Origin of the sequence: Mizugakiibacter sp. (genome assembly GCF_039680435.1) — a bacterium.
Lineage (GTDB): Bacteria > Pseudomonadota > Gammaproteobacteria > Xanthomonadales > Rhodanobacteraceae > Mizugakiibacter.
Map to the genome: position 1 here is coordinate 1 of NZ_JBDKSX010000121.1, position 23,821 is coordinate 23,821.

Consider the following 23,821-nt stretch of genomic DNA (forward strand, 5'->3'; position numbering starts at 1 on the left):
GAGCTTGGCGTCGATCCACGCCAGCTCCGGCGGCGGCACGCCGTCCTCGGCGTTCTCGGCGCGGTGGCGCTCGTCGCGCGCGGCGGCGACGCCGAGCACGGTCAGGCTGCTTTCGAAGCAGCGCGCCAGTTCGGCCTCGCCGGGCGGCTGCGGCAGCGGCGTCCAGGCGAACGGCAGATCGCCCTCGTAGGCGACGTGTTCTTCGAACCGCTGCAGCACATCGGAGTTCATGCCGGCTCCCGGTGGTCGGGCTGAAGCCTATGCTAGCGGAGCCGCCGCAACCGCCGGGCGCTTATGGCCCGCCGCGCGCCGCGTCGAGGTAGGCATCGGCGCCCTGGTGGCCGTGGCGGGTGGCGTCCCAGGCGTGCGCCGCGGCGTCGCGCGCGGCGGTCGCGCAGGCATCGAGCTCGGCATTCACCGCCAGCAGCTCGCGCAACAGCGGCACGGCCGCGGCAGGCAACGTACCGTCGCGCTGCAGCAGCGGCGCGCGCTCGGCCTGCAGCTCGGCGACGCGCGCCCAGTCGCCGCCGCGCGCCAGCGCCAGCATCGCGCGGCTGAGCCGCAGCCCGGTTTCGAGATCGCGCAGCGCGTCCGCGCTCATCCGCCGCGCCCCGCCGCACCGGGACGCAGCGCCAGCGCCTCGGGCCGGATCGCGTCCCACGCGCCCTTGATCTCGCGCAGCAGGCCGGCGACCTCGTCCAGCATCTCCGCATCGTCGGCGACGTTGGCCTGCAGCAGGCGCCGGCCCATGTATTCGTACAGCGCGTCGAGGTTGCCGGCGAGCGCGCCGCCGGCCTCGAAATCGAGGCTGCCGCGCAGGCCTTCCACGATCGCGATCGCGCGCGAGATGTTCTCGCCCTTCTGCGCGATCTCGCCGCGCCGCATGTGGCCGGACGCGGCGGTGACGCGCTCCAGCGCGCCGGCCATCAGCATCGCGGTCAACCGGTGCGGGTCGGCCTGCTCGACGCCGCCGCGGGTGCTCACCTGGCGGTACTGGGCGATGGCGCTGGAGCCGTGGGGAAATGCCATGGCGATGGTTCCTCGCTGCGGACGCGCACGCGCGCCTACTTGCCCGACTGGCCCGGCAGCGGCATGTTGGCGAGCTGCTGGGTCAGGAAGCTGCTGGTGGTCTTCATGCTGCTGAGCAGCGTGTCCAGCGCGGTGAACTGCGCGCGGTACATCGCCTCCTGCGCGCTCATGCGCGCGTCCAGCGTCGTCTGCTGGTCGTCGAGATCCTTGGACTGGCTGTTCAGGCTCTGCGTGCGGCTGTCGAGCACGCCGTTGCTGTCGAGGTAGCCGTCGAACAGGCTGTTCAGCGAGGTGCCGTAGCCGTTGCTGCCGGAGAACAGCGCGGCCACCTGGCTCGGATTCGCGGTCAGCGCGGCGCCCAGCTTGCTGCTGTCGACCTGCAGCGTGCCGTCGGTCTGGAAGCTGATGCCGATGTCGCCGAGCGCGCGGTAGGTGTCGCCGCTGCCGCCGACCACCGCGCCGAGGCGCTGGCTCAACTGGCTGGAGATGCCGAGCAGGGTCGAATCGCCGAGCAGCGCGCCCGACTGGCCCGTCGTCGAATCGTATGCGGTGAGCTGCTTGGCGGCGGCGACGTAGCCGTTGTAGCTGGCGACGAAGGCGTTGATGGCGGTGGTGATCGCCCCGGTGTCCTGGGCGACGGTGAGCGTGTGCGTGTTGCCGGCATCGGCGCTGGCCAGGTTCAGCGTCACGCCGTCGATCGCGCCGGTCACGGTGTTGCTGGCGCTGCTCACGGCGAGGCCGTCGACCTTGACGCTGGCGTCCTTCGCCGCGGTGACCACCGCCAGATTGTTGACGCCGTTGCCCGGGTCGTAGCCGAGCGCGGCTAGCCCGCCGTCGCCGCCGCTGGCGGTGACGGTGAAGGCGTTGGCGACGCCGGTCTTGGTCGCGGTCAGCATCAGGTGCGCGCCGTCGCTGCCGGTGACGATGGTGGCGCTGACGCCCGGGTTGCCGCTGGCTTTGTTGATCGCGTCGCGGATGCCGGCGAGGGTGTTGTTGGTGCTGTCGATGTTCAGCGCCAGCGTGCTGCCGCCGACCGCCAGGGTCAGCGTGCCGGTGCCGACCGCGGTGCTGCTGTCGGCGTAGGGGCCCGACTGCAGCTTCTGCGCCGCGGCCAGGTTGACCACTTCGATGTCGTAGCTGCCGGGCGCCGCGGTGGCGTCGGCGCTGGCGGTATAGATCGACGTGTCGGCCGAGGTGGCGAGACGCTTGCCGAACACGCTGCCGTCGGCCAGCGTCGACAGCGTGCCCTGCATCGACGCCAGCAGCGACTTCAGCGTGCCGACCGCCGATAGCTGCGTCTGCACGCGGCTGCGCTGGCTGTCGATCTGGTCCTGCAGCGGCTGCTTGTCGGCGGCGATCAGCTGGGTGACCAGGCCGTTGACGTCGAGGTTGGAGCCGATGCCGGGTGAGCTGATGCTGGCCATGCCGTGCCCTCTTCCGAATGTGCCGGCCGCGCGTCGCGCGCGGCGGACCCAGCGCGTCGAGCAAGTTGCGTACCAACACGCGCGAGCGCGGATCGGCGCGGGTCGCGGCGGCGGCGCGCCGCATCGTCTTGCCGGCCGGCGGCACGATCGTGCCGGCCGCCTGCCGCGACGGTCCGGGCGGAGTGCGTCCGCCCGGACCTCCCTGCCGCGTCGCCGCGGCGTTCGCCGGGATCAGCCCAGCAGCTTCAGCACCGTCTGCGGCTGCGCGTTGGCCTGCGCCAGCACCGAGACGCCGGCCTGCTGCAGGATCTGCGCGCGGCTCATGTTCGCCGTTTCGGCCGCGAAGTCCGCGTCCTGAATGCGCGAGCGCGAGGCCGACAGGTTCTGCGAGACCGCGGTCAGGTTGGCGATGGTCGACTGGAAGCGGTTCTGGATGGCGCCCAGCGAGCTGCGCAGGCCGCTGACCGAGGCCAGCGCGGAGTCGACGCGGTTGATGGCGTCGTTGGCGTTGGCCACCGTCGACACGTTCACCGAGGACAGCGTCTGCGTGTCGACCGCGATCGAGGTCGAGGCGAAGCCGAGGCGCGTCGCGCCGGTGGCGCTCATGGTGATGTTCTGGCTGGCCGACAGGGTGACCGCGCCGCGCGTGGTCACGCCCGCCGCGCTGGCGACGGCGTCGTCGATACCGCCGGTGGCACCGCCGCCGAGGGTTTCCTTGGCGGTGATGTTGCGGCCGTCGGCCGTGCTCAGCTTCATGTTGGTGCCGTCGAAGGTGGCGCTGACGCCGGTCTCGCTGGAGTGCAGGTTGATCTGCGCGGCGACATCGTCGCCGGTGGGCGCCGTGGCGGAGATGTCCGCAGCGGCGTAGATGTCGACGCCGTTGATCTTCAGGCTGTAGGTCTGGCCGGCACCGGTCGAGAGCGCGGTGAACGCGCCGCTCACCGAGTTGCTGGCGGTCGCGGTCAGGCCGGCCACACCGGCGGCGTTGATCGCCGCCACCTTGGCGTAGGCGCTGTCCGCATCCTGGCCCGCGCTGGAACCGGCCGAAGACGCGCCGACGCTAACCGCCGTGCCGCTGCCGATCTGGATGGTCAGGTCGCTGGCGGCCAGCGCGTTGCTGTCGACCGCGCTGCCGGTGCCCTTGGCGATCTGGCCGATCTGCGAGGCGCCGACGCCGGTGCTCAGGTTGATGCCGATGGTGTCGCCGACGTTGGCGCCGACCTGGAAGTTGGCGTTGCCGAAGGTGCCGTCGAGCACGTGCAGGCCGTTGAACGTGGTCTGCTTGGTGATGCGGTCGATTTCGGCGATGCGCTGCTGCACTTCCTGGTCCAGCGCGGCGCGGTCGGCCGAGGAGTTGGTGCCGTTGGCGGACTGCACGGCCAGCTCGCGGATGCGCTGCAGGTTGTTGGTCAGCTCGGACAGCGCCGACTCGGCGGTCTGCGCCAGCGACACGCCGTCGTTGGCGTTGCGCACGGCCTGGTTGAGGCCGTTGATCTGGGTGGTGAAGCGGGTGGCGATGGCGAGGCCGGCGGCGTCGTCCTTGGCGCTGTTGATGCGCAGGCCGGACGACAGGCGCTCGAGCGAGGTCGACAGGGCATCCTGCGAGGACGACAGGTTGCGCTGCGCGTTCAGCGACATGATGTTGGTGTTGATGATCGCAGACATCTGAATTCTCCTGACGGAATCAGTGTGCCGGTATCGCACCGGCTTGGTTCGCATACCGGCGGCGCCATTCCGTATGGAACCGTCGCCCGCCTCGGAGTCTGGATCGGCCCCGGCCGGGGAAACTTGAGCGCGGGCGCGCGTCGACGCGAAAAAAAATGCGGCGTGGTTCCCGGTTTTCGACACGGGGCGTGTGCCAGGGGCCGGGGCGCCGAGCGGCGGCCATGGCGCTCGCGGACCGCGGGAGGCAGCGGATGCCACGAATGCGACGGGCCGCGTCGCCGCACGCGTGCGGCATGCGCAACGATGCGGTTCGCTGCGCTCACCGCATCCCGCGGGCCCGGCACGGATGAGCGCGGAGAGACGCGGATCGGAATGGCGCTCCATCCGCGTTGATCCGCGTCCAAAGGCTCTGGGCGAGCCGTCATTCGGACCGATGTGCAGCGAATGGTGGGCCAAGGCCCACCCTACGGAGCATTTTCTGGACGCGGATCGACGCGGATCGGAATGGCGCTCCATCCGCACTCATCGGCGTTGATCCGCGTCCAAGGGCTTTCCTTTCGGCCCTCGTCGAAACCTCGCGCGCCGGCGCGGCGGATTCAGTTGCGCAGGTAGTCGAACAGCGACAGGCCCTGCACCTTGACGAAGGCCTGCTGCGAGGCCTGCAGGCCGAGCAGTTGCAGGTTGAGCTTGCTGACCGCGCTGGCGTAATCGAGGTCCTGGATGCCGGACAGCGTCGCCTTCACCTGCACGCCGACGCCGGCGTTGACGGTCTTCTGCTGGTCCAGCGCGTTCATGCGCGCGCCGACGCGCGCGCGCACCTCGACCGCGCGCCCGCTGGCCTGGTCGAGGTTTTCCAGCGCGCGGTTGACGCGCTCGTTGAGCGCGGCGCGGTCGTGGTCGTTGGCGACCGGCGTGTCCAGCGCGTCGGCGAGATCGCGGAGGGTGGCGAACACGTCGCGCGTGGCGCTGGGCGCGACCTGGAAGCTGTCGCCGGCCGCGGGCGTGCCGGAGATCGCGACCTGCACGCCCTTGAACGCGATCGTGCCGTTGCCGGCGTAACTGCCGCTGGCGACCGTCGCGCCGCCGCCGTCGAGCACCTGCCACGTATCGGGCGCGGTGAACTGGATGCTGTAGGTGCCGCCGTCCCATGCGCTGATGTCGCTGACCTGGGTGGCGCCGACCACCGCGGTGCCGGCGTTGCCGGCCGCGGCTGCGACCGCGAACGTGCCGTTGCCGGTGGGGACCAACTGGAACACGTCGGAGCCCGGGTCGCCGGTGGCGGTGGTTTCGCCGGGCGCGGTGGCGACGCGGCGCTGGCCCTGGTCGCCGGCGTAGGCGACGCCCGCCGGCGACTGCACGAACGGCTGCGTGCGCGTCGCGTTGCCGGCGAACAGGTATTCGCCGTTGGCGTCGCGGCTGTTGGCGATCTGCACCATCTGGTCGAGGCGCTGGCGCAGTTCCAGCGCGATGTCGTGGCGCGTCTCGTTGGTCTGCGTGGCGTTGTTGCCCTGGATGGCGAGATCGCGCACGCGCTGCAGCACGTCGCCGGCCGCGGCCAGCGCCTGCTCCTCCATCGCCAGCCGGCCGCTGGCGGCGTCGATGTTGCGCGTGTACTGCGTGTTGGTGGCGTCGAAGTGCGCGAGGTCGAGCGCGCGCGCGCTGCCGGCCGGATCGTCGGACGGCGCGAGGATGCGCTTGCCGGTGGCGACCTGCTGCTGGGTGGCGGCGAGATCGACCTGGCGGTCGAGCATCGAGTTGACCGCCTGCTGCTGCATCCACGTGGTCGAAATGCGCATCGTCAACTCCCGCTCACTGCGCCGAGCAGCGTCTGGAACAGGCTGTCGGCCACCGCGATCACGCGCGCCGAGGCCTGGTAGGACTGCTGGTAGCGCACCAGGTTGGACGCCTCCTCGTCGAGGTTGACGCCGGACACGTTCGACTGCGCCTGCGTCGCCTGGTTGAGCAGGCCGGTCTGCGCGTTCAGCCCGGTCTTGGCCTGCGCGGTGACGCTGCCGACCTGCGCGACCAGTTGCCCGTAGGCGGCGCCGACGCTGGTGTTGCCGCCGTCGAGCACGCCGGCGTCGGCGAGGTTGCCCAGCGCCAGCGCGTTGCCGTTGTCGCCGACGCCGCCGCTGTTGGCGGCGACCGTGAAGGTATCGCCCGCCGCCGGCGTGCCGGTCAGGGTGACGCTCCAGCCGTTCGCGCCGATCGTGCCGCTGGCGGGCAGCGTCAGCACGGCGCCGCCGTTGATCTGATAGGTGGTGGCCGAGGCGAAGGTGATCGTCGCCGTCGTCTGCAAGTTCGGATCGGTGGCGTCGGTCACGCTCGGCGCGCCGAGCGTGGCGCTGCCGGTGTTGGAGGCCGCCGCCGAGGCGCGCACCGGCACCGCCGCGGCGACCGCGCCCGGATCGGTGATCGCCACCGCGAGGCTGCCGGCGGCGCCGCGCGTCGGCTGGATCATGAAGCGGTCGCCGGCGCTGGCGGCGCCGCCGACCTGCAGGCTCAGGCCGTCGGCGAGGAACGGATCGGCGGCGGTGCCGCTGCCGGTCATGGCGACGGCGGTGCCGTCGCTGCGGCGCAGCGACCACGCGCTGCCGTCGTAGCTCAGCACGTAATCGGAAGCGGTCAGCCCGGACACGTCGGCGACCGCGGCGGTGACGCTCGCGCCGCCCGTGTTGTTGCTGTTGCGCAGCACCGTGGGCGCGCCGAGGCTGAAGAAATCGCCGCCCATCTGGCCGTTCGCGTCCATGCCGGCGCGGTGCTGGGCGTTGAATGCCTGCGCCAGCGCGGTCGCGCTGCGGCCGAGCTGGTTGCGCGTGGGGTCGAGCATCTGCGTGCGGAAGTCGACCAGTCCGCCCAGCGTGCCGCCGCTGAGCTGGCCGGTGATCACCACCGGCGGCGTGCCGGAGGTGACCTCGGCGCGGGTCGGATCGTAGGCGTTGCCGACCACGCCCAGCGTCGAGGCCTGGTTGCCCAGCACCAGCGGCTGGCCGTTGCCGACGAATACGTTGATCGTGTCGTCGTCCTGCGGCACCACGCTGACGCCGACGTCGGCGGCGAGCTGCTTGACCAGCGCGTCGCGCTGGTCGAGCAGGTCGTGGGGCGTGGCACCGGTGCTCTGCGCCGCCTGGACCTGGTCGTTGAGCCGGGCGATCGCCCGGCCGAGGCCGTTGATCTCGCCGACCGTGGCGCCGATGCGCTTGCTGGTTTCCTGGTCGAGCTGGTCGAACTGCGCGGCGAGGCCGTGGAAACGCGCGGTCAACGCGTTGGCCTGGCCCAGCAGCGCCTGCCGCGTCGGCGAGTCGGCCGGATAGTTGGCGAGGTCCTGGATCGCGCCGTAGAACGCATCCAGCGCGGGCTGCAGGCCGGCGGTCTGGTCGGCCAGCAGGTTGTCGACGCGGCCGGCCAGTTCGCCGAAGGTGCCGAACCGGCTCTGCCCCGAGGTCGCGCCGCGCACCTGATCGGTGAGGTACTGGTCGTACAGCCGCTGCACCGATTGCACCGTGGTGCCCTGGCCGACGTAGAACGGCCCGGTCTGCTGCGCCGGCCGCGCGACGAAATCGGCGCGCTGGCGGCTGTAGCCGTCGGTGTTGACGTTGGCGATGTTGTGGCTGGTGGTATCCAGCGCGATCTGCGACGACAGCAGGCCGGAAATGCCGGTGGAAAGCATGTCAGCCATGGCGGGGGGCACTCCTGGCGGTCGGGGCGTGCACGCGCATCACCCTCGGGTTGGCGGCAGCGCGGCGGATTCCTTGAGCGCCGCCAGCGCTTCGTCCATCTGTGCGCTGTGCGCGATCGCGCGCAGCTTGGCCGCGTAGGCGGGGTCGGTGGCGTAGCCGGCGGACTGCAGCGCCTGCGCGAAGCCGGCGACGTCGTCGCCGCGGCCGAGTGCCGCGGCGTAGCGCGGGCTGCGGCCGAGCAGGCGCGTGTAGTCGGCGAACGCCTCGGCCGGCGAGGCGTAGGCGCGGAAGCTGTCCTGCCGGCGCACCGCGACGCCGTCCTCGAATTCCAGCGTCGGCACGTTCACCCGCGACCCGTCCCAGCCGTCGCCGGCCTTGATGCCGAACAGGTTGAAGCTGGCGCTGCCGTCGGCGTGCTGCGGCATGTGCTTGCCCCAGCCGGTTTCCAGCGCGGCCTGCGCCAGCAGCGCGCGCGCGGACACGCCGAGCTGCTTCGATGCCGCCTGCGCGTACGGCGCCAGCGCCTGCACGAATTCCTTCGGCCCGCTCGGCAGCCAGCGCCCGGCGAACTTCTGCGCGCGCGCGGCGAAGTCGCCGAGCGCGCCGCCAGTCCGCTCCATCAGCACGCCGAGCTGGTCGGCGGCGGCGGCGTCGAGCGCGGCCGGCGCGGCGCTCGGCACGCCGCGCAGCGCGCCGGAGAGCGCGGATGCGCCGTCCGGCGCGGGCGCCGCCGCACCGCCGAGCTGGCGCATCAGCATCGCGGCGATGCCGAGGCCGTGGCCGCTGTTCGACAGCGACACGGCGAGCTGCTGGTCGAACATCTGCTGGTAGGCGCGGGTCTGCTCGCTGTCGAACAGGCCGTCGCCGGGGCTGGCCTCGCGCATCGACTTGAGCAGCATCTGCGTGAACAGCGCCTCGAACTGCTGCGCGGTCTTCGCCAGCGCACCGCTGTCGTTGCGCTTCGCGGCCGCCTTCAGCCGGTCGAGGCCGGCGAAGTCGGTATAGGTGCCGAGGCCGCGCGCATCGACTGCCATGGCCGCCTCAGATCACCACCAGCTGCGCGTGCAGCGCGCCGGCTTCCTTCAGCGCCTGCAGGATCGCGACGAGGTCGCTCGGCGCGGCGCCGACCTGGTTCACCGCGCGCACGATGTCGTCGAGGCTGACCCCCGGCGCGAACTTGAACATGTGCCCGCCGTGCTCGGTGACCTGCACGCTGGACTGCGGCACCGTCGCGGTCTGCCCGCCGCTGAACGGCGCCGGCTGGCTGACGTAGGGCTGCTCGCCGATGCTGACCTCGATTGCGCCGTGCGCGACCGCCGCCGGCGACACGCGCACGTCGGAGCCGATCACCACGGTGCCGGTGCGCGAGTTGATCACCACGCGCGCCGAGGCCGCCGCCGGCTGCACGTCGAGATCCTGCAGCGCGCCGAGGAAGGCGACGCGCTGCGAGGCATCGGCCGGCGCCTGCACCGCGACCGAGGTCGCGTCCAGCGCTTGCGCGGTGCCGGCGCCGAAGGTGCCGTTGATCGCCTGCACCATGCGCGCGGCGGTGGTGAAGTCGGGCGTGTTCAGGTTCAGCACCAGCGGTCCGCCGGCGGCAAAGCCGTTCGGCACCGCGCGTTCGACGGTGGCGCCGTTGGGGATGCGCCCGCTGTTGGAAATGTTCACCTGCACGCTGGAGCCGCTCTTGCCCTGCGCGCTGATGCCGCCGATCACCAGGTTGCCCTGCGCGACCGCGTACACCTGACCGTCGGCGCCGCGCAGCGGCGTCATCAGCAGCGCGCCGCCGCGCAGGCTCTTGGCGTTGCCGATCGAGGCCACCACCACGTCGACCGCCTGCCCGGGCTTGGCGAACGGCGGCAGTTCGGCGGTGACCGTCACCGCGGCGACGTTGCGCAACTGCGGGCGCACGTTGTCCGGCACGGTGATGCCGAACTGCTGCAGCATGTTCTCCAGGCTCTGCGTGGTGAACGGCGCCTGGCTGGTCTGGTCGCCGCTGCCGTCGAGGCCGACCACCAGGCCGTAGCCGATCAACTGGTTGCCGCGCACGCCGGCCACCTGGGCCAGGTCGCGCACGCGTTCGGCGTGCAGCGGCGCGGCGAAGCAGGCCAGCAGCGCGGCCGCCGCCAACATGCCGAGTGCGGCGCCGAATGCGCGCATGCGGCGCCCGACGTGGGCGAAGCGCGGGTGTCCTGCGCGCGCCGGCTCTTGTCTCCCTCTCCCCAGCGGGGAAAGCGAATCCTGTCTCCCTCTCCCCCCCGGGGAGAGGGCCGGGGTGAGGGGGACGCGCCCAGCGCGCGCGCCTCGAACATTCATTCCATCGCGAGTAGCCGTGCTCATCGGTTCGTATCCTGCGCATCGAGCGCGGGAAGCACGGACGCTGCGCGTCCGTCCCCCTCACCCTGCCCGCTCCCCGCCGGAGAGAGGGGAAAAGACGCGCCGTCACGGGGCGCGCTGCGTGCCGCAATCCGGCCGGCCCGCGCGCGCATCAGAACGGCATCCACTTCGAGCTGAAGAAGCGCGACAGCCAGCCCTTGCTGTTGGCGTCGGCCAGCGTGCCCTTGCCGGTGTAGGCGATGCGCGCGTCGGCGACGCGCGTGGACGGCACGGTGTTGTCCGGGCCGATGTCCTGCGGGCGCACGATGCCGGCGATGCGCACCAGTTCCTGTCCCTGGTTGATGGTCAGCCACTTCTCGCCGCGCACCAGCAAATTGCCGTTGGCGAGACGCTGCGCCACGGTGACGGTGATCTCGCCACTCAACTGGTTGCTCTGGCTGCTGGAGCCGGAGCCGTCGAAGGCGCGCTCGCCGTCGAGGCCGATCGACGCGGCCTTGCCGTGCAGCGAGGCGACGCTGCCGAGGATGGTCGGCGCGGCGAGATCGGTCTTGTCCTTCTTGCTGGTGGTGGTGCTGGCCTTCTTGCTGGCCTGGGTGTTCTCCACCAGCACGATGGTGAGGATGTCGCCGGCGCGGTGCGCCTTGGGGTCGCTGAACAGTTCCATGTTCTGCGCGTCGTGCCAGATCGCGCCGTCCGCCGGCGCGGCGGCGGCCACCGCCGGTTCCGGCATGGTCGGCGCGTACGACGTGTCGGCGCGCGGCGGCGCGCTCATGCAGCCGGCCAGCGCGGCGCACGCCACCAGCGCGCACGCGCGCGCCAAGCCGTGTGCCCCCGCGGTCCGCCTCTCGCCCTGCGCTTTCATCGGCCGCGCCCCCTCACGTGTGCTGGTTGATGAACTGCAGCATCTGGTCGCTGGCCGAGATCGCCTTCGAGTTCATCTCGTAGGCGCGCTGCGTCTCGATCATGTTGACCAGCTCCTCGACCACGTTGACGTTGGAGGTCTCCAGCGAGCCCTGCGCCAGCGTGCCGAGGCCGTTCAAACCCGGGGTGCCGGTCTGCGGCGTGCCGCTGGAAGCGGTCTCGACGTACAGGTTCTGCCCGCGCGGCTCGAGGCCGGCGGGGTTGGCGAAGTCGGCGAGCTGCAGCGTGCCGACCTGGATCGGCGCGGCCTGCCCCGGCACCTGCGCGGTGACGGTGCCGTCGGCGCCGATGGTGATGCTCTGCGCGTTGGTCGGCAGGGTGATCGACGGCTGCAGCGGATAGCCTTCGGCGGTGACGATCTGGCCCTGCGCATCGAGGTGCAGCGAACCGTCGCGGCTGTAGGCGACGCTGCCGTCGGGCATCTGCACCTGCAGGAAGCCGCGGCCCTGGATCGCCACGTCCAGCGAATTGCCGGTCTGCACCAGGTTGCCCTGGGTGAACAGCTTCTCGGTGCCGACCACGCGCACGCCGGTGCCGAGCATCAGCCCGGACGGCGACTGCGTCTGCTCGGAGGTCTGCCCGCCGGCCTGGCGCACGTCCTGGTACAGCAGGTCCTCGAACTCCGCGCGCGAACGCTTGAAGCCGGTGGTGTTGACGTTGGCCAGGTTGTTGGAAGTGACCGCCATGCGCGTCTGCTGCGCGTCGAGGCCGGTCTTGGCGATCCACAGGGCTGAGAACATCGTCGTTCGCTCCTCGCGCCGGGTTCACCGGCGCGCACGTGCATGAAAGGGATCAGGTCGCCTGCAGCAGTTGCGTGGCCGCGCGGGCGTTGTCGTCGGCGCTGCGGATGCCGCGCACCTGCATCTCGAACTGGCGCGCCAGCTCGATCATGCGCACCAGTTGCTCCGACGGGTTGACGTTGCTGGACTCGATCACGCCCGAGGCGAGGCGCACGCCGGCATCGGCCGGCGCCGTGCCGTCGCCGGCGAGGCGCATCAGGCCGTCGCCGCCCTTGGCGAGCTGCGCCGGCTCCGGGTTCACCAGCTTGATGCGGCCGACCACGGCCAGCGTGGCCGGACCCTGCCCCTGCGGCACCACCGACACCGTGCCGTCGTTGCCGATGGTGAGCTGCGTGTACGGCGGCACCGAGATCGGGCCGCCGTCGCCCAGCACCGGCTGGCCGGTGGCGGTGGTCAGCAGGCCGTCGGCGCCGACCTGCAGGCTGCCGGCGCGCGTATAGCCTTCGCCGCCGTCCGCCGCCTGCACGGCGATCCAGCCTTGGCCCTGCACGGCGACGTCGAGGTCGCGGCCGGTGGCGACCTGAGGACCGGCGGAGAGATCCCAGCCGGTGCCCTGCGCGACCGCGTTGATGCGCGAACGCTCGCCGTCGCCCAGCACCGGCACGCTGCGGAACGCCGACAGCTCGGCCTTGAAGCCGGCGGTGTTGGCGTTGGCGAGGTTGTGCGCCACCTCGGCCTGCGCGCGCATGGTCTGCGTCGCGCCGGTCATCGCCACGTACAGCGAGCGGTCCATGCGTCAGTCCCCCCGCTCAGTTGTGGATGTTGATCACCGTCTGGGTGATCTTGTCGTCGGTGGAGATCATCTGCGCGTTCGCCTGGTAGTTGCGCTGCGCCTTGATCATGTTGACCAGCTCGGCGGTGAGGTCGACGTTGGACGCTTCCAGCGCGCCCGACTGGATCTCGCCGAGGTTGCCGCTGCCGGCGGTGCCGCGCACCGCCTGGCCGGACTGGAAGGTCTCGCCCCAACTGGTGTTGCCGAGCTGCTGCAGCGCCTGCGGGTCGGCGAACGTCGCCAGCGCGACCTGGCCGAGCGCGCTCGACTGGCCGTTGGAGAAGCGCGCCGAGACCACGCCGTCGGCGCCGACCTCGATGCCGCTGAGGCGGCCGGTGGCGTAGCCGTCCTGCTGGATGCCGGTCACCGAGAAGGCGTTGCCGTACTGCGTGGCGCTGCCGAAGTCGAGGGTCAGCGCCAGCGGCTGCGCGCCGGCGTTCACCACCTGCGGCGGGAACGCCAGCTTGCCGCCGGCCGGCGACTGCAGCGCGCCGTTCTGGCTGAACACCACCTGCTGCGATGGGCCGGCGGCATTGCCGTCGAGGTAGAGATACGTGTCCCAGGTGTTGACCGCCGCGTTCTTGACGAAGTACAGCGTGCCGGTGTGGGTCGCGCCCAGCGAGTCGTACACGGTGAACGCGGTGGACTGGTTGAAGCTGGTCGGATCGGTCGGGTCGAACGGCGCCGTGACCGGCGGCGTGGCGTCGGCCGGCAGGTTGAGCTGCAGCTGCGCGTTGGTCGAGGCCTTCGGCGCGCTCTGCGAGGTGATCAACTGCAGGTCGGTCAGCGCGCTGATGTCGAAGCCGCCGGAGGCGGTCGGCGGGTACACCTGCAGGCGTTCGCCCTGCGGATTCACCACGTAGCCGTTGCGGTCGGGGCTGAACGCGCCGGCGCGCGTGTAGGCGAGGCCGGAGCCGCTGCGCACGGTGAAGAAGCCCTTGCCGCTGAGCGCGAGGTCGAGGCTGTTGTTGGTGTACTCGATGTTGCCCTGGCCGAACTGCTGCGACACCGCGGCGACGCGCACACCGTTGCCGATTGCGGTGGTGCTGACGTCCTGCGACGACACCGAGAACAGGTCGGCGAATTCGGCGCGCGACTGCTTGAAGCCGGTGGTGTTGACGTTGGCGATGTTGTTGGAAGTGACCTCGAGATCGGACGCTGCCGCATTGAGGCCGCTGAGCGAAACGTTGAACGGCATGACTGCTCCCCCTTGGGATCACATGATCTGTTTGACCTGGTCCAGCGTGGTCGCGCCGACGCCGTCCACCTGCAGGGTCGGCGCGGCGCCGGTGGCGCCGACGCTGACCCCGGAAACCGCGCCGACCACGTAGGTGCCGGCCGCCTGCGACGCGCCGCCGCTCCACACCTGCGCCGACACCGCGTAGTTGCCGGCGGGCATCGGCGTGCCATCGTCGGCCTTGCCGTCCCAGGCGAATTGGGCGAGGCCCGCCGGCCGCTCGCCGAGGTTCAGGCTGCGCACGAGCTGGCCGCTGGCGTCGGTGATCTTCACCACTACCGTGCCGCCGGCCTGCACGTCGACGCCGCCGCCGACCGTGCCGCCGGCAGCGAGGTTGGCGGTGCTGCCGGGCACCATCACGCGGTGCCCGACCAGGTCGGCCGCGCGCAGCGCCTGGTCGGCCTGCAGCGACGCCGCCAGCGCGTTGAACGAGGTCTGCAGGCCCTGGATGCCCGATACCGTGCTGAACTGCGCGAGCTGGCTCATGAACTCGCCGCTCTCCATCGGCTTGGTCGGATCCTGGTTGCGGAACTGCTCGATCATCAGCTTGAGGAAATCGCTCTGTCCGAGCTGGTCGCGCGAACCCGAGCCGGACGATGTCGCCATCGCCGTGTTGAGCGAGTTGCCGATCGCGTTCATGTCGGTCACGTGGACTTCCTCACTTGCCGAGGTCGAGGGTTTTCAGCGCCAGTTGCTTGGCGTTGTTCATCACCTCGACGTCGTTCTGGTAGGCGCGCGAGGCGGAAATCATGTTGACCAGCTCGTCGACCGGGTTGACGTTCGGCGTGTAGACCTTGCCGTCGGCGTCGGCCAGCGGATTGCCCGGCTCGTAGCGGCTGCCGACCGGCGCCTGGCTCTCGGTGACGCCGAGCACGCGCACGCCGCTCGCCTCGGCGTCGCGGCCGAGGCCGCGCTGGATCGCCGCGAACACCGGCTCGCGCGCGCGGTAGACCGTGTCCGGGCTGGAGCCGACGCTGTCGGCGTTGGCCAGGTTGGACGCGGTGGTGTTGAGGCGCACCGACTGCGCGGCCATGCCGCTGGCGGCGGTGTCGAAGATGCGGAACAGGGACATGCTCAGCCACCTCCGGTGATGGCGGTGCGCAGCATGCGGATCTGCGCGGTGATGAAGGTGAGGCTGGCCTGGTAGCGCACGCTGTTTTCGGCGTACGCGGCCTGCTCCATCTGCGGATCGACGGTGTTGCCGTCCATCGACGGCTGCAGCGGCACGCGGTACTTCAGCGCGGCGCCGGTGGCGGGATCGCTGCCGGCCGCGGCAGGGTGGCCGGGTTCGGTGAGCGCCAGGCGCACGTCGCCGGCCGCATCGCCGGACTGCGCCGCCAGCGCGCTGCGGAAATCGACGTCGCGCGCGAGGTAGCCCGGCGTGTCGGCATTGGCCAGGTTCGACGCGAGCACTTCCGCGCGCCGCTGCCACAGGCTCAAGGCCTGCGTGTGGATGCCGAATAGTGGATCGTTGCCGTTGCTCATCGCCCGCTCCCGTTCGTGGGATCGACGGGCTGCCGGCAGCAAGGAGCGTGCCACTGCGTCCGCAGGTAGCGGCGACGCGGGCTGCAGGCCGCGCCGCGCAAGGCGATGCGCGACATGCGGCAAGTTCTTGCCGGTGCCGGCGGCAGGCCGCGACCGCGGCGGCGACGGAAAACCGTCGCGCCGGCGAATACCCGCGGATCAGCCCCGCTGCGCGCGCACCTGCGCCAGCAGCTCCAGCACGCTCGCGGCCAGCAGGTCGGGCTGGAACTTGGCGACGAAGCGGTCGGCGCCGACGTCGCGCACCATCGCCTCGTTGAAGCCGCCGCTCAGCGAGGAGTGCAGCACCACCTTCAGCGGCGCCAGCGCGGCGTCCTCGCGGATCGCGCGGGTCAGCGCGTAGCCGTCCAGCGCCGGCATCTCGATGTCGGAAATCACCAGCGCGACGCGTTCCTCGGGCGCAAGCGCGGCCTGCTCGCGCAGCATCGCCAGCGCCTCGCGGCCGTCGTGCGCGACCACGCACTCGATCTCCATCTGCTTCAGCACCTCGACCAACTGGCGGCGCGCGACCGCGGAGTCGTCGGCCACCAGCACGCGCCGCGGCTGCGCCTCGGCGCGCTGCGCGGCGTTGCGCAACCGCGACGACACCTCGGCCTGCGCGCCGTTGACCTCGGCGAGGATCTGCTCGACGTCGACCACCGCCACCAGTGCACCGTCGATGCGCGTCACCGCGCTGACCCGCGCGCCGTAGCCGAGGCCGTGGCCCGGCGTCTCCATGTCGGCGCCGTCGCAGTGCACGATGCGCTCGACGTCGCGTACCAGGAACGCCTGCACCGAGCGGCTGAACTCGCTGACGATCAGGTGCGCCTCGGCCGGATCCTGCAGCGGCGGATAGTTCATCGCGCGGATCAGGTCGATCACCGGCAGCGTGCGCCCGCGGTAGTCGACCGCGCCGGCGACCAGCTCGTGCATGGTCGGCAGGCGTGCCAGCGGCGGGCAGCGCAACACCTCGCGCACCTTGAACACGTTGATCGCGAAGCGCGAGCCGCCGTCGAGGCGGAACAGCAGCATCGCCGTGCGGTTGTGCCCGGCGAGGCGGGTGAAGCGGTCGACGCTGTCCAGCAGGGCAGTGGCCATTCGCATGCGTTCCGTGGCGGATGCACGGTTATCGGCGCGGCGGGGCGGGAGCTTGAGGGAGGCCGGCGTGGGACAACGCAGATGCGCCCGTCGCGTCCTTCGCCACGCATGCCATCGATTTGCGACGCGCCGTTTCCATTCTCCACCCCCGCTCCCCACTCCATCCCCAATGGCACACGTCTTGCTTCCTCAAGTTTCGACGCTTCGGCGCGATCTGTATGCCGAACCCCCTGCCATCACGAGCGCACCGATGACCCTCCTGTTCAGCCAGCACGTCCACGCCCTCGCCGCCGCTGCCGCCGCCGGCGATCGCGAGCGCCTCGCCGCGCTGACGCGACGCCATCCGGCCGCCGCGCGCGCGCTGGCGCCGGCGCTGGCCGCGCTGGCGGAAGGCGCGCCGCAGGCGGGCACGGCCGTGCTGCATGGCGCGCGTGCGCTGGAACAACAGGGCATCGCGCTGAACGGCGCGCGCGTGCTGGCGCGCGAGCTGGGCGAACTGGGCGCGGGCTTCGACGGCTGCCGCCAGGGCGTCGGCAATTTGACGGCCGCCGCCGCCGGCATCGCCGCCGGTGCGCGCGAGGCCGACGCCGCCGGCGCGCGCGTGCGCACCGGCATCGCGCGCGGCGCCGAAGCGGTGTCCGGCCTGGACGGCCAGCATCGCCTGCTGCGCAGCGCGCTGTCCGGCATGAGCCAGGCGCACGCGCAGTTCGCCGATTTCTCCGGCGAGATCCGCCGGCTCACCGCCAGCGTGCAGGAGATCGCGCACCAGACCAACCTGGTCGCGCTGAACGCGGCGATCGAGGCGGCGCGCGCCGGCGACGCCGGGCGCGGCTTCGCCGTGGTCGCCGACGAGGTCAAGCAACTCGCCGAGAAGACCGCGCAGGCGACTGCCGAGATCGAGGCGGTCACCACCACCATGAGCGAATTCTCCGGCCAGCTCGACCAGGCCGTCGACGACGGCCTGCGCCGGCTCGACCAGGCCGGCGCGACCGCCGCCGAAGCCGCCGCCGCGCTGACCGAGGCCGGCGCCGCGTCCGCCGACGGCGCGGCGCGGATGGCCGCCGCCGCCGATGCCGCGGACGGCGTGCGCCGGCATGCCGAGGGCGCGGCGGAATCCCTGGGCGCGCTGGCGCGCCGGCTCGACGAGGCGCGCCGCCAGGCCGAGGCGCTGATCCGCAGCGCGCTGCTGGCGCACCGTCTCAACGTCGCGCGGCTCGGCGCGGACGGCGCCGCCGACGCCGCCACCGTCAGCCACGCGATCCGCGAAGCCAGCCAGGGCCTGCGCTATGCGCTGGAGCTGGCCGCGCAGGACCCCGACACGCTCGATCTGCGCTGGCTGGAAACCGACCAGCCCGGCCAGCAGATCGCGCGCTGGATCGAGCGGCTGGCGCGCGCGCGCGGGCCGCATCCCGCGCTGGAAACGCTGGCCGACGCCGGCCGCCGCTACGCCACGCGCAGCGCGGAGCTGGCCGGCCTGATCGCCGACGGCCGCGCCGGCGAGGCGCGCGGCGCGCTGCACGAACTCGACGGCGACCTCGAACGCATCAGCCAGAGCCTGGCCACGCTGGCCGCGGGAGCGGCGGCGTGAACCTGTGCGGCCGCCTCGCGCTGGCGCTGCCGCTCGCGGCGGGCGCCGTCGCGGCGCAGGCCGCCGACGGCATCCAGCCGCTGGACAGCCTGCAGCGCGCGGCGGAAGCCTACGTGCGCGCGCATGTCGCGCCCGCCGGCGGCCGCGTCGTCGTGCGCGCCGCCGCGCTGGACGCGCGCCTGCGCCTGGCCGCCTGCGCCGCGCCGCTGCAGGCCGAGCTGCCGGGCGACCGCATCGCCGGCACGCGCGCCAGCGTCGCGGTGCGCTGCCCGGGACCGCGCGCATGGCGGCTGTTCGTGCCGGTCGAGGTGCACGTCTATCGCGAAGTGCTGGTCGGCGCGCGCGCGCTGGCGCGCGGCGAAACCGTCGCCGCCGCGGACGTGCGCGCCGAACAGCGCGACGTCGCGCAGCTCGGCTACGGCTACCTTACCGATCCGGCCGCGCTGGCCGGACGTCAATTGCTGCGGCCGCTGCGCGCCGGGGCGGTGCTGAGCCCGGCCGCGCTGGCCGCGCCGACGCTGGTGCGTCGCGGCGACCAGGTCACCCTGCTGGCCGGCGCCGGCGCGCTGGCGGTGCGCAGCAGCGGAACCGCGCTGGAGAACGGCGGCGAAGGCGCGCAGGTGCGCGTGCGCAACGCCGGCTCCGGACGCATCGTGCAGGGCGTGGTGCAGGCGGCCGGCACGGTCGCGGCGCTGCCCTGAGGGGGCGTGCGGCGGGCCCTAAAGTTTTCCCGCGGCAGGCCGATACATCGTGCAACAGGTTGAAACTGGCGGAAGGCCCATTCGCATGGACAACAAGATTGCCCCACGGCTGCCCCTGCAGCCGCAGCCGCGCGACGGCCGCCTCGGCGGCAACGCCGCCGCGGGTTCCGCCGCCGGCACGGACGCCGCCCGGCCCGGCGCCGACAGCGTGCAGTTGACCGACTCGGCGCGCGCCCTGCACCAGGCCGAACGGCCCCGCGCGGATGCCGCGCCGGTGGACGCCGCACGCGTCGAACGCCTGCGCCAGGCGCTGGCCGACGGCGGCTACCAGGCCGATTCGAGCCGCATCGCCGACAAGCTGCTGGCGCTGGAGCGCCAGATCGGCGGGAAGTCCTGAGATGGACCTGTCCGACGAGCTGACGCGCACGCTTGCGCTGGTGGTCGGCGAGATCGCCAGCACCGCCGAGCGGCTGCTCGCCGAGCTCGAGTGCGAGCGCGACGCGTTGCTCGCCGGCGACGACGCCGCGCTGGACGCGGCCGGCGCGGCCAAGGACGCCCACGTGCGCCAGCTCGAAATGCTCGAGGCCGAACGCGTGCACCTCGCCGCGCAGATCAGCGGCGGCTTCGGCCTGGCCGCGATGCAGAGCGGGCTGGCCCGCGATCCGGCCACGCTGGCGCGCTGGCAGCAGGCGCTGGCGCTGCTGGCGCGCTGCCGCGAGCTGAACCAGAACAACGGCGCGGTGGTGGACGTCAAGCTGCGCCAGGTGCGCCAGGCGCTGCACCTGCTGACCGGCGAATCCGCCGACGCCGGCCTGTACGGCCCGCGCGGCGCCGGCGCCGTCGCGCGGAGGCCGCACTCCATCGCCAAGGCCTGACGCGGCCGGGCCGTACGGACGCCGCCGAACGTGATTACCGCCGGCCACGAGATCCAGGCGCTGCTCATGAGGCTCATCGCCGAACGCACGCCGTTGTCGGTGTTCCTTCCGGAAGCCGGCGCGCCCTACGGCAGCCTGCTGCTGGGCCTCGACCGCGAGCGCGGGCAACTGATCGCCGACGCGCTGTACCCCGCCGCCGGCCACCGGCGCGCGGTGCCGGGCCTGGCGCTGCACGTGGCGACCCGATTGGGCGGCATCGAGCTGCGCTTCCGCACCCGCATCGACGCGGTCGATGCCGCCGCCGCCGCATACCGCCTCGCGCTGCCGCGCGAACTCGACTATCGCCAGCGCCGCCGCGCCTACCGCACGCGCGTGCCCGCCGCCTACGTGATCGGCGCGCAACTGCACGCCGACGAAGCGGCGGCGCAGCGTGCCGCCAGCCTGGTCGACATCTCGACCGAAGGCGTCGCGCTGCGCATGCGCGCCGCCGACGCGCCCACGCCCGGCGACTGCCTGCGCTGCACCATCGAGCTGCCGGTCGGCGTGCTGGAAGCGATGCTGGAGATCCGCAGCGTGCGCACCGATCCGGCGATGCCGGGCGCGTGCAGCATCGGCGGCAGCTTCGCCGGGCTCAGCCACGAGCAGCAGCGCCTGGTCGGCCGCTTCACCGCGTTGCTGCAACGCCGCCTGCTGCGCGCGCGCCGCCAGGCCCCACCATGAATTCCGCCACGGAAGATCGCCGCCATGCCGCAACCGAACGCCGCCACCGCCACGCCCGCCGCGCCCGCCATGCTGGTCGCGCGCCAGCCGATCCTCGACCGTGAGCAGCGGCTGTTCGGCTACGAGCTGCTGTTCCGCGCGCAGGCCGACGACCAGCAGGCGCGCATCACCAATCGCGACGCCGCGACCGCGCGCGTGCTGCTGCATGCGTTCGTCGACTTCGGCATCAAGCGGCTGGTCGGCGACAGCCTCGCCTTCGTCAACCTGACCCGCAACCTGCTGCTCAACCACCAGCACCTGCCGAGTTCCGGCAAGCAGGTCGGGCTGGAGATCCTCGAAGGCGAGAAGCTCGACGCCGAGCTGATCGAGGCGGTGCGCACGCTGGCCGGGCGCGGCTACACCATCGCGCTGGACGACTTCACCTTCGGCGACGGCGGCGCCGAGGTCGAGGCGCTGCTGGGGCTGGCGCAACTGGTCAAGCTGGACGTGCTGGCCCACGACGCGGACGGCCTGGCGGCGATGGTGCAGCGGCTGCGCCGCTACCCGCTCAAGCTGGTCGCCGAGAAGGTGCAGACGCGCGAGCAGTACGAGCGCTGCCTCGCGCTCGGCTTCGACTATTTCCAGGGCTACTACCTGCTGCGCCCGGAGAACGTCGCCGAGGCCACCTTCGGCGAGAACCGCCTGAACGTGATGCGCCTGCTGGCGGCGATCGAGAACCCCGACACCGGCCCGGACGAGCTGGACGCGGTGATCCGCAACGACGCCGTGCTCAGCTACAAGCTGCTGCGCCTGGTCAACTCGGCCTACTTCGCGCTGCCGATCAAGGTGAAGTCGATCCTGCACGCGATCGTCTACCTCGGCCTCGGCCGCGTGCGCGGCTGGGTGCGCATGCTGGCGCTGGCCGGCCTGGAGGACCGCCCGGCGGAGCTGCTGAAGACCGCGCTGGTGCGCGCGCGCATGTGCGAGCAGCTCGCCGCGCGCATGCCGCGCGAGCGCCAGGAAATGGCCTTCACGGTCGGCCTGTTCTCGCTGCTGGACGCGCTGATGAACGCACCGATGGACACGCTGCTCGAGAAACTGCCGCTGCCCGAGGAAGTGCGCGCGGCGGTGCAGCGCGGCGAGGGTCCGTTCGCGCCGCTGCTGGACGAGGCGCTGGCCTGCGAGCGCGCCGAATGGGACCGCCTCGCCGACGCCGGCGCGCACGCCGAGCGCCTGGCCAACGCCTACCTGTCGGCGATCGACTGGGCCGAGCAGGTCTACAGCTTCGCCGGCGCGCAGGCCGCGGCGGCCTGAGGCGCGCCGGCGCGCCTGCATGCGCTGCCCGTCGCGGCGCCGCGTCCTGCCCGCGCGGCGCCCCCGCGCGGGCGAACGCCTCTGCTAGCATCGCGGCGTTTCGCCTGGAGCCGGCATGGACGGTCATCCCATCACCCCCAGCACGCGCCTCGCCGAAGTGCGCTACGAGATCCGCGGCGCGCTGGCGCTGCGCGCGCGCGAGCTCGAGGCGCAGGGCCGCGCGATCCTCAAGCTCAACATCGGCAACCCGGCACGGTTCGGTTTGCGCACGCCGCCGCACCTCGCCGCGGCGGTCGCCGCGCGCCTCGCCGACAGCGAAGGCTACGGCCACGAGATGGGGCTGGAGGAAGCGCGCGAGGCGATCGCCGCGCAGCAGCGCGCGCGCGGCGTCGCCGGCGCCGACGTCGAGCGCGTGTTCGTCGGCAACGGCGTCAGCGAGCTGATCGACCTGGCGCTGCGCGCGCTGCTGGAGCCCGGCGACGAGGTGCTGCTGCCCAGCCCCGACTACCCGCTGTGGAGCGCGGCGACGCTCCTCAACGGCGGCCACCCGCGCTACTACGCCTGCCCCGCCGCGCGCGGCCACCTGCCGGATGCGGACGAGATCGAGGCACTGGTCACGCCGCGCACGCGCGCGCTGGTGCTGATCAACCCCAACAACCCGACCGGCGCGGTCTACCCGCGCGCGCTGCTCGCGCGCATCGTCGAAGTCGCCGCGCGCCGCGGCCTGCTGCTGCTCGCCGACGAGATCTACGACGGCATCCTCTACGACGGCGCGACGTTCGCGCCGCTGGCGCCGCTGGCCGGCGAGCTGCCCTGCCTCAGCTTCGGCGGGTTGTCGAAGGTGCACCGCGCCTGCGGCTACCGGGTCGGCTGGACGACGCTGTCCGGGGCGGGTGCGCGCGTGGCCGCGCTGCACGATGCGCTGCGCCTGCTGGCCGCGCTGCGCCTGTGCGCGAACGCGCCGGCGCAGTGGGCGGTGCGCCCGGCGCTGCAAGGTCCGGACACGATCGGCGCGCTGACCGCGCCCGGCGGGCGCCTGCACGCGGCGCGGCGCGCGGCGCTGGACGGCGTCGCCGCCAGCCGCTTCCTCGAACTGGTCGCGCCGCGGGGCGCGCTGTACGCGTTTCCCGCGGTGCGCGCCGACGCGCTGCCGGCCTTCGACGACGCCGCGTTCGCGCTGCGCCTGCTGGAAGAGGAAAGCGTGCTGCTGGTGCCGGGCTCCAGCTTCAACCTCGCCGCCAGCCGGCACCTGCGCCTGACCCTGCTGCCGCAGCCGCACGAGATCGCCGAGGTGTTCGTGCGCATCGAGCGCGTGCTGGCGCGCATGGCGGACGCGGGCGCGCGCCGCGCCGCCGTCGCCTGAAATCGCAACATCGCGATCCCGCTTCCGCCTCGACGTGCGGCGTGTCGGGAATCCGGGCCGAAACCGCCCACGCGCGGACACGCGTCGTGCCGATCGGCGAAAGCGGCCTTGCCGGGGGAGCGGCTTCGGCCGCGATGACGCAACGCCGCGCGAAACACAGGAGCCACCATGCCGTCCGCACCGCCGCGCTTCCTCGCCCTCGGCGATTCCTACACCATCGGCGAGGGCGTCGCGCCGTCCGGCCGCTGGCCCGCGCAGCTCGCCGCGCGCCTGCGCGCGGAAGGCATCGCCGTCGCCGATCCGCGGATCGTCGCCGTCACCGGCTGGACCACCGACGAGCTGGCCGCGGCGATGGACGCCGCGACGTTCGCGCCGCCGTACGCGCTGGTCACGCTGCTGATCGGCGTCAACAACCAGTACCGCGGCCGCGGGCTCGACGACTACCGCGGCGAATTCCGCGCGCTGCTCGAGCGCGCGCTCGCGCTGGCCGGCGGCGAGCCGCGGCGCACGGTCGTGGTGTCGATCCCGGACTGGGGCATGACGCCGTTCGCGCGCGCGCAGGGCCGCGACGCCGCGGCCGTCGCCGCTGCCATCGACGCCTTCAACGCGGTCAACCGCGAGGAAGCGGAAGCGCGCGGCGCGCGCTGGGTCGACGTCACCGACCTCTCGCGCGAGCGCGGCGATGCGCCCGACATGCTGGCCGAGGACGGCCTGCACCCGTCCGCCGCGCAGTACGCGCGCTGGACGCAGCGCATCCTGCCGGCCGCGCGCGCGGCGCTCGCCCGGCCGCGCTGACC

General features: G+C 72.7%; 25 protein-coding genes. 8 read left to right on the forward strand and 17 right to left on the reverse strand.

Going from position 1 to position 23,821, the window contains the following annotated elements:
* The 17 genes from ABFC67_RS12885 to ABFC67_RS12965 all read right to left on the reverse strand — a co-directional run.
* Positions 1-231 (reverse strand): hypothetical protein (locus ABFC67_RS12885; protein ID WP_346738437.1); only part of this gene is annotated, 231 nt, incomplete at its 3' end.
* A gap of 61 nt (positions 232-292) precedes the next feature.
* The gene (locus ABFC67_RS12890; protein ID WP_346738438.1) at positions 293-601 is read right to left on the reverse strand and encodes a flagellar protein FliT; all 309 of its coding nucleotides are present in this window, start codon (positions 599-601) and stop codon (positions 293-295) included.
* The gene (gene fliS / locus ABFC67_RS12895) at positions 598-1,029 is read right to left on the reverse strand and encodes a flagellar export chaperone FliS (protein ID WP_346738439.1); all 432 of its coding nucleotides are present in this window, start codon (positions 1,027-1,029) and stop codon (positions 598-600) included. Before fliS ends, ABFC67_RS12890 begins: the two co-directional genes overlap by 4 nt.
* A 35-nt stretch (positions 1,030-1,064) precedes the next feature.
* The gene (fliD, locus tag ABFC67_RS12900; RefSeq protein ID WP_346738440.1) at positions 1,065-2,453 is read right to left on the reverse strand and encodes a flagellar filament capping protein FliD; all 1,389 of its coding nucleotides are present in this window, start codon (positions 2,451-2,453) and stop codon (positions 1,065-1,067) included.
* A 231-nt stretch (positions 2,454-2,684) separates the two neighbouring features.
* Positions 2,685-4,118 (reverse strand): flagellin, encoded by a 1,434-nt coding sequence (locus ABFC67_RS12905; protein WP_346738441.1) that lies wholly within the window; start codon positions 4,116-4,118, stop codon positions 2,685-2,687.
* 596 nt (positions 4,119-4,714) lie between these two features.
* Entirely contained in the window at positions 4,715-5,914 is a 1,200-nt protein-coding gene (gene flgL / locus ABFC67_RS12910) for a flagellar hook-associated protein FlgL (protein ID WP_346738442.1), read from the reverse strand.
* 2 nt (positions 5,915-5,916) lie between these two features.
* Complete coding sequence (gene flgK / locus ABFC67_RS12915; protein WP_346738443.1) at positions 5,917-7,797, reverse strand: flagellar hook-associated protein FlgK; 1,881 nt, start codon at positions 7,795-7,797, stop codon at positions 5,917-5,919.
* Between the two features lie 39 nt (positions 7,798-7,836).
* Positions 7,837-8,832: a flagellar assembly peptidoglycan hydrolase FlgJ gene (gene flgJ / locus ABFC67_RS12920; protein ID WP_346738444.1), complete on the reverse strand. Its 996-nt coding sequence runs from the start codon at positions 8,830-8,832 to the stop codon at positions 7,837-7,839.
* A gap of 7 nt (positions 8,833-8,839) precedes the next feature.
* On the reverse strand, positions 8,840-9,931 hold the full coding sequence (locus tag ABFC67_RS12925) for a flagellar basal body P-ring protein FlgI (protein ID WP_346738460.1): 1,092 nt from the start codon (positions 9,929-9,931) through the stop codon (positions 8,840-8,842).
* Positions 9,932-10,286: 355 nt separating this feature from the next.
* Positions 10,287-10,955 carry a flagellar basal body L-ring protein FlgH gene (flgH, locus tag ABFC67_RS12930; RefSeq protein ID WP_346738445.1) on the reverse strand — a complete coding sequence of 223 codons (669 nt, stop codon included), beginning with the start codon at positions 10,953-10,955 and terminating at the stop codon, positions 10,287-10,289.
* 55 nt (positions 10,956-11,010) lie between these two features.
* Complete coding sequence (gene flgG, locus ABFC67_RS12935) at positions 11,011-11,796, reverse strand: flagellar basal-body rod protein FlgG (protein ID WP_346738446.1); 786 nt, start codon at positions 11,794-11,796, stop codon at positions 11,011-11,013.
* 52 nt (positions 11,797-11,848) lie between these two features.
* Positions 11,849-12,589, reverse strand: coding sequence for a flagellar basal-body rod protein FlgF (gene flgF, locus ABFC67_RS12940; protein ID WP_346738447.1), 741 nt, complete (start codon positions 12,587-12,589; stop codon positions 11,849-11,851).
* A 16-nt stretch (positions 12,590-12,605) separates the two neighbouring features.
* Complete coding sequence (gene flgE / locus ABFC67_RS12945) at positions 12,606-13,826, reverse strand: flagellar hook protein FlgE (protein WP_346738448.1); 1,221 nt, start codon at positions 13,824-13,826, stop codon at positions 12,606-12,608.
* An 18-nt stretch (positions 13,827-13,844) separates the two neighbouring features.
* Positions 13,845-14,504 (reverse strand): flagellar hook assembly protein FlgD, encoded by a 660-nt coding sequence (locus tag ABFC67_RS12950; protein WP_346738461.1) that lies wholly within the window; start codon positions 14,502-14,504, stop codon positions 13,845-13,847.
* A gap of 19 nt (positions 14,505-14,523) precedes the next feature.
* Complete coding sequence (gene flgC / locus ABFC67_RS12955) at positions 14,524-14,937, reverse strand: flagellar basal body rod protein FlgC (protein ID WP_346738449.1); 414 nt, start codon at positions 14,935-14,937, stop codon at positions 14,524-14,526.
* Positions 14,938-14,939: 2 nt separating this feature from the next.
* Positions 14,940-15,350 carry a flagellar basal body rod protein FlgB gene (flgB, locus tag ABFC67_RS12960; RefSeq protein ID WP_346738450.1) on the reverse strand — a complete coding sequence of 137 codons (411 nt, stop codon included), beginning with the start codon at positions 15,348-15,350 and terminating at the stop codon, positions 14,940-14,942.
* A 198-nt stretch (positions 15,351-15,548) separates the two neighbouring features.
* Positions 15,549-16,484 carry a chemotaxis protein gene (locus ABFC67_RS12965; RefSeq protein WP_346738451.1) on the reverse strand — a complete coding sequence of 312 codons (936 nt, stop codon included), beginning with the start codon at positions 16,482-16,484 and terminating at the stop codon, positions 15,549-15,551.
* Positions 16,485-16,734: 250 nt separating this feature from the next.
* Here ABFC67_RS12965 and ABFC67_RS12970 point away from each other — a divergent pair, with 250 nt between their 5' ends.
* The 8 genes from ABFC67_RS12970 to ABFC67_RS13005 all read left to right on the forward strand — a co-directional run bounded on the left by ABFC67_RS12970 (position 16,735) and on the right by ABFC67_RS13005 (position 23,819).
* The gene (locus tag ABFC67_RS12970; RefSeq protein ID WP_346738452.1) at positions 16,735-18,072 is read left to right on the forward strand and encodes a methyl-accepting chemotaxis protein; all 1,338 of its coding nucleotides are present in this window, start codon (positions 16,735-16,737) and stop codon (positions 18,070-18,072) included.
* Entirely contained in the window at positions 18,069-18,773 is a 705-nt protein-coding gene (gene flgA / locus ABFC67_RS12975; protein WP_346738453.1) for a flagellar basal body P-ring formation chaperone FlgA, read from the forward strand. The genes ABFC67_RS12970 and flgA overlap by 4 nt, the downstream gene beginning before the upstream one ends.
* A gap of 85 nt (positions 18,774-18,858) precedes the next feature.
* Positions 18,859-19,170: a flagellar biosynthesis anti-sigma factor FlgM gene (gene flgM / locus ABFC67_RS12980; RefSeq protein ID WP_346738454.1), complete on the forward strand. Its 312-nt coding sequence runs from the start codon at positions 18,859-18,861 to the stop codon at positions 19,168-19,170.
* 1 nt (position 19,171) lies between these two features.
* Positions 19,172-19,648: a flagellar export chaperone FlgN gene (flgN, locus tag ABFC67_RS12985; RefSeq protein WP_346738455.1), complete on the forward strand. Its 477-nt coding sequence runs from the start codon at positions 19,172-19,174 to the stop codon at positions 19,646-19,648.
* A gap of 30 nt (positions 19,649-19,678) precedes the next feature.
* A complete protein-coding gene (locus ABFC67_RS12990; RefSeq protein ID WP_346738456.1) occupies positions 19,679-20,368 on the forward strand; it encodes a flagellar regulator YcgR PilZN domain-containing protein in 690 nt (229 codons plus the stop codon).
* Positions 20,369-20,392: 24 nt separating this feature from the next.
* Positions 20,393-21,661: an HDOD domain-containing protein gene (locus tag ABFC67_RS12995; protein WP_346738457.1), complete on the forward strand. Its 1,269-nt coding sequence runs from the start codon at positions 20,393-20,395 to the stop codon at positions 21,659-21,661.
* A gap of 115 nt (positions 21,662-21,776) precedes the next feature.
* Positions 21,777-23,024 (forward strand): aminotransferase class I/II-fold pyridoxal phosphate-dependent enzyme, encoded by a 1,248-nt coding sequence (locus tag ABFC67_RS13000; RefSeq protein ID WP_346738458.1) that lies wholly within the window; start codon positions 21,777-21,779, stop codon positions 23,022-23,024.
* A 168-nt stretch (positions 23,025-23,192) separates the two neighbouring features.
* Complete coding sequence (locus ABFC67_RS13005; protein ID WP_346738459.1) at positions 23,193-23,819, forward strand: SGNH/GDSL hydrolase family protein; 627 nt, start codon at positions 23,193-23,195, stop codon at positions 23,817-23,819.
* Positions 23,820-23,821 lie beyond the last annotated feature (2 nt).

Coding starts and splice junctions, on each gene's coding strand:
- ABFC67_RS12890 (WP_346738438.1), bottom strand. CDS start 601: ATGAGCGCGGACGCGCTGCGCGATCTCGAAACCGGGCTGCGGCTCAGC.
- fliS (WP_346738439.1), bottom strand. CDS start 1,029: ATGGCATTTCCCCACGGCTCCAGCGCCATCGCCCAGTACCGCCAGGTG.
- fliD (WP_346738440.1), bottom strand. CDS start 2,453: ATGGCCAGCATCAGCTCACCCGGCATCGGCTCCAACCTCGACGTCAAC.
- ABFC67_RS12905 (WP_346738441.1), bottom strand. CDS start 4,118: ATGTCTGCGATCATCAACACCAACATCATGTCGCTGAACGCGCAGCGC.
- flgL (WP_346738442.1), bottom strand. CDS start 5,914: ATGCGCATTTCGACCACGTGGATGCAGCAGCAGGCGGTCAACTCGATG.
- flgK (WP_346738443.1), bottom strand. CDS start 7,797: ATGGCTGACATGCTTTCCACCGGCATTTCCGGCCTGCTGTCGTCGCAG.
- flgJ (WP_346738444.1), bottom strand. CDS start 8,832: ATGGCAGTCGATGCGCGCGGCCTCGGCACCTATACCGACTTCGCCGGC.
- ABFC67_RS12925 (WP_346738460.1), bottom strand. CDS start 9,931: ATGTTGGCGGCGGCCGCGCTGCTGGCCTGCTTCGCCGCGCCGCTGCAC.
- flgG (WP_346738446.1), bottom strand. CDS start 11,796: ATGTTCTCAGCCCTGTGGATCGCCAAGACCGGCCTCGACGCGCAGCAG.
- flgF (WP_346738447.1), bottom strand. CDS start 12,589: ATGGACCGCTCGCTGTACGTGGCGATGACCGGCGCGACGCAGACCATG.
- flgE (WP_346738448.1), bottom strand. CDS start 13,826: ATGCCGTTCAACGTTTCGCTCAGCGGCCTCAATGCGGCAGCGTCCGAT.
- ABFC67_RS12950 (WP_346738461.1), bottom strand. CDS start 14,504: ATGAACGCGATCGGCAACTCGCTCAACACGGCGATGGCGACATCGTCC.
- flgC (WP_346738449.1), bottom strand. CDS start 14,937: ATGTCCCTGTTCCGCATCTTCGACACCGCCGCCAGCGGCATGGCCGCG.
- flgB (WP_346738450.1), bottom strand. CDS start 15,350: ATGAGCAACGGCAACGATCCACTATTCGGCATCCACACGCAGGCCTTG.
- ABFC67_RS12965 (WP_346738451.1), bottom strand. CDS start 16,484: ATGGCCACTGCCCTGCTGGACAGCGTCGACCGCTTCACCCGCCTCGCC.
- ABFC67_RS12970 (WP_346738452.1), top strand. CDS start 16,735: ATGACCCTCCTGTTCAGCCAGCACGTCCACGCCCTCGCCGCCGCTGCC.
- flgM (WP_346738454.1), top strand. CDS start 18,859: ATGGACAACAAGATTGCCCCACGGCTGCCCCTGCAGCCGCAGCCGCGC.
- flgN (WP_346738455.1), top strand. CDS start 19,172: ATGGACCTGTCCGACGAGCTGACGCGCACGCTTGCGCTGGTGGTCGGC.
- ABFC67_RS12995 (WP_346738457.1), top strand. CDS start 20,393: ATGCCGCAACCGAACGCCGCCACCGCCACGCCCGCCGCGCCCGCCATG.
- ABFC67_RS13000 (WP_346738458.1), top strand. CDS start 21,777: ATGGACGGTCATCCCATCACCCCCAGCACGCGCCTCGCCGAAGTGCGC.
- ABFC67_RS13005 (WP_346738459.1), top strand. CDS start 23,193: ATGCCGTCCGCACCGCCGCGCTTCCTCGCCCTCGGCGATTCCTACACC.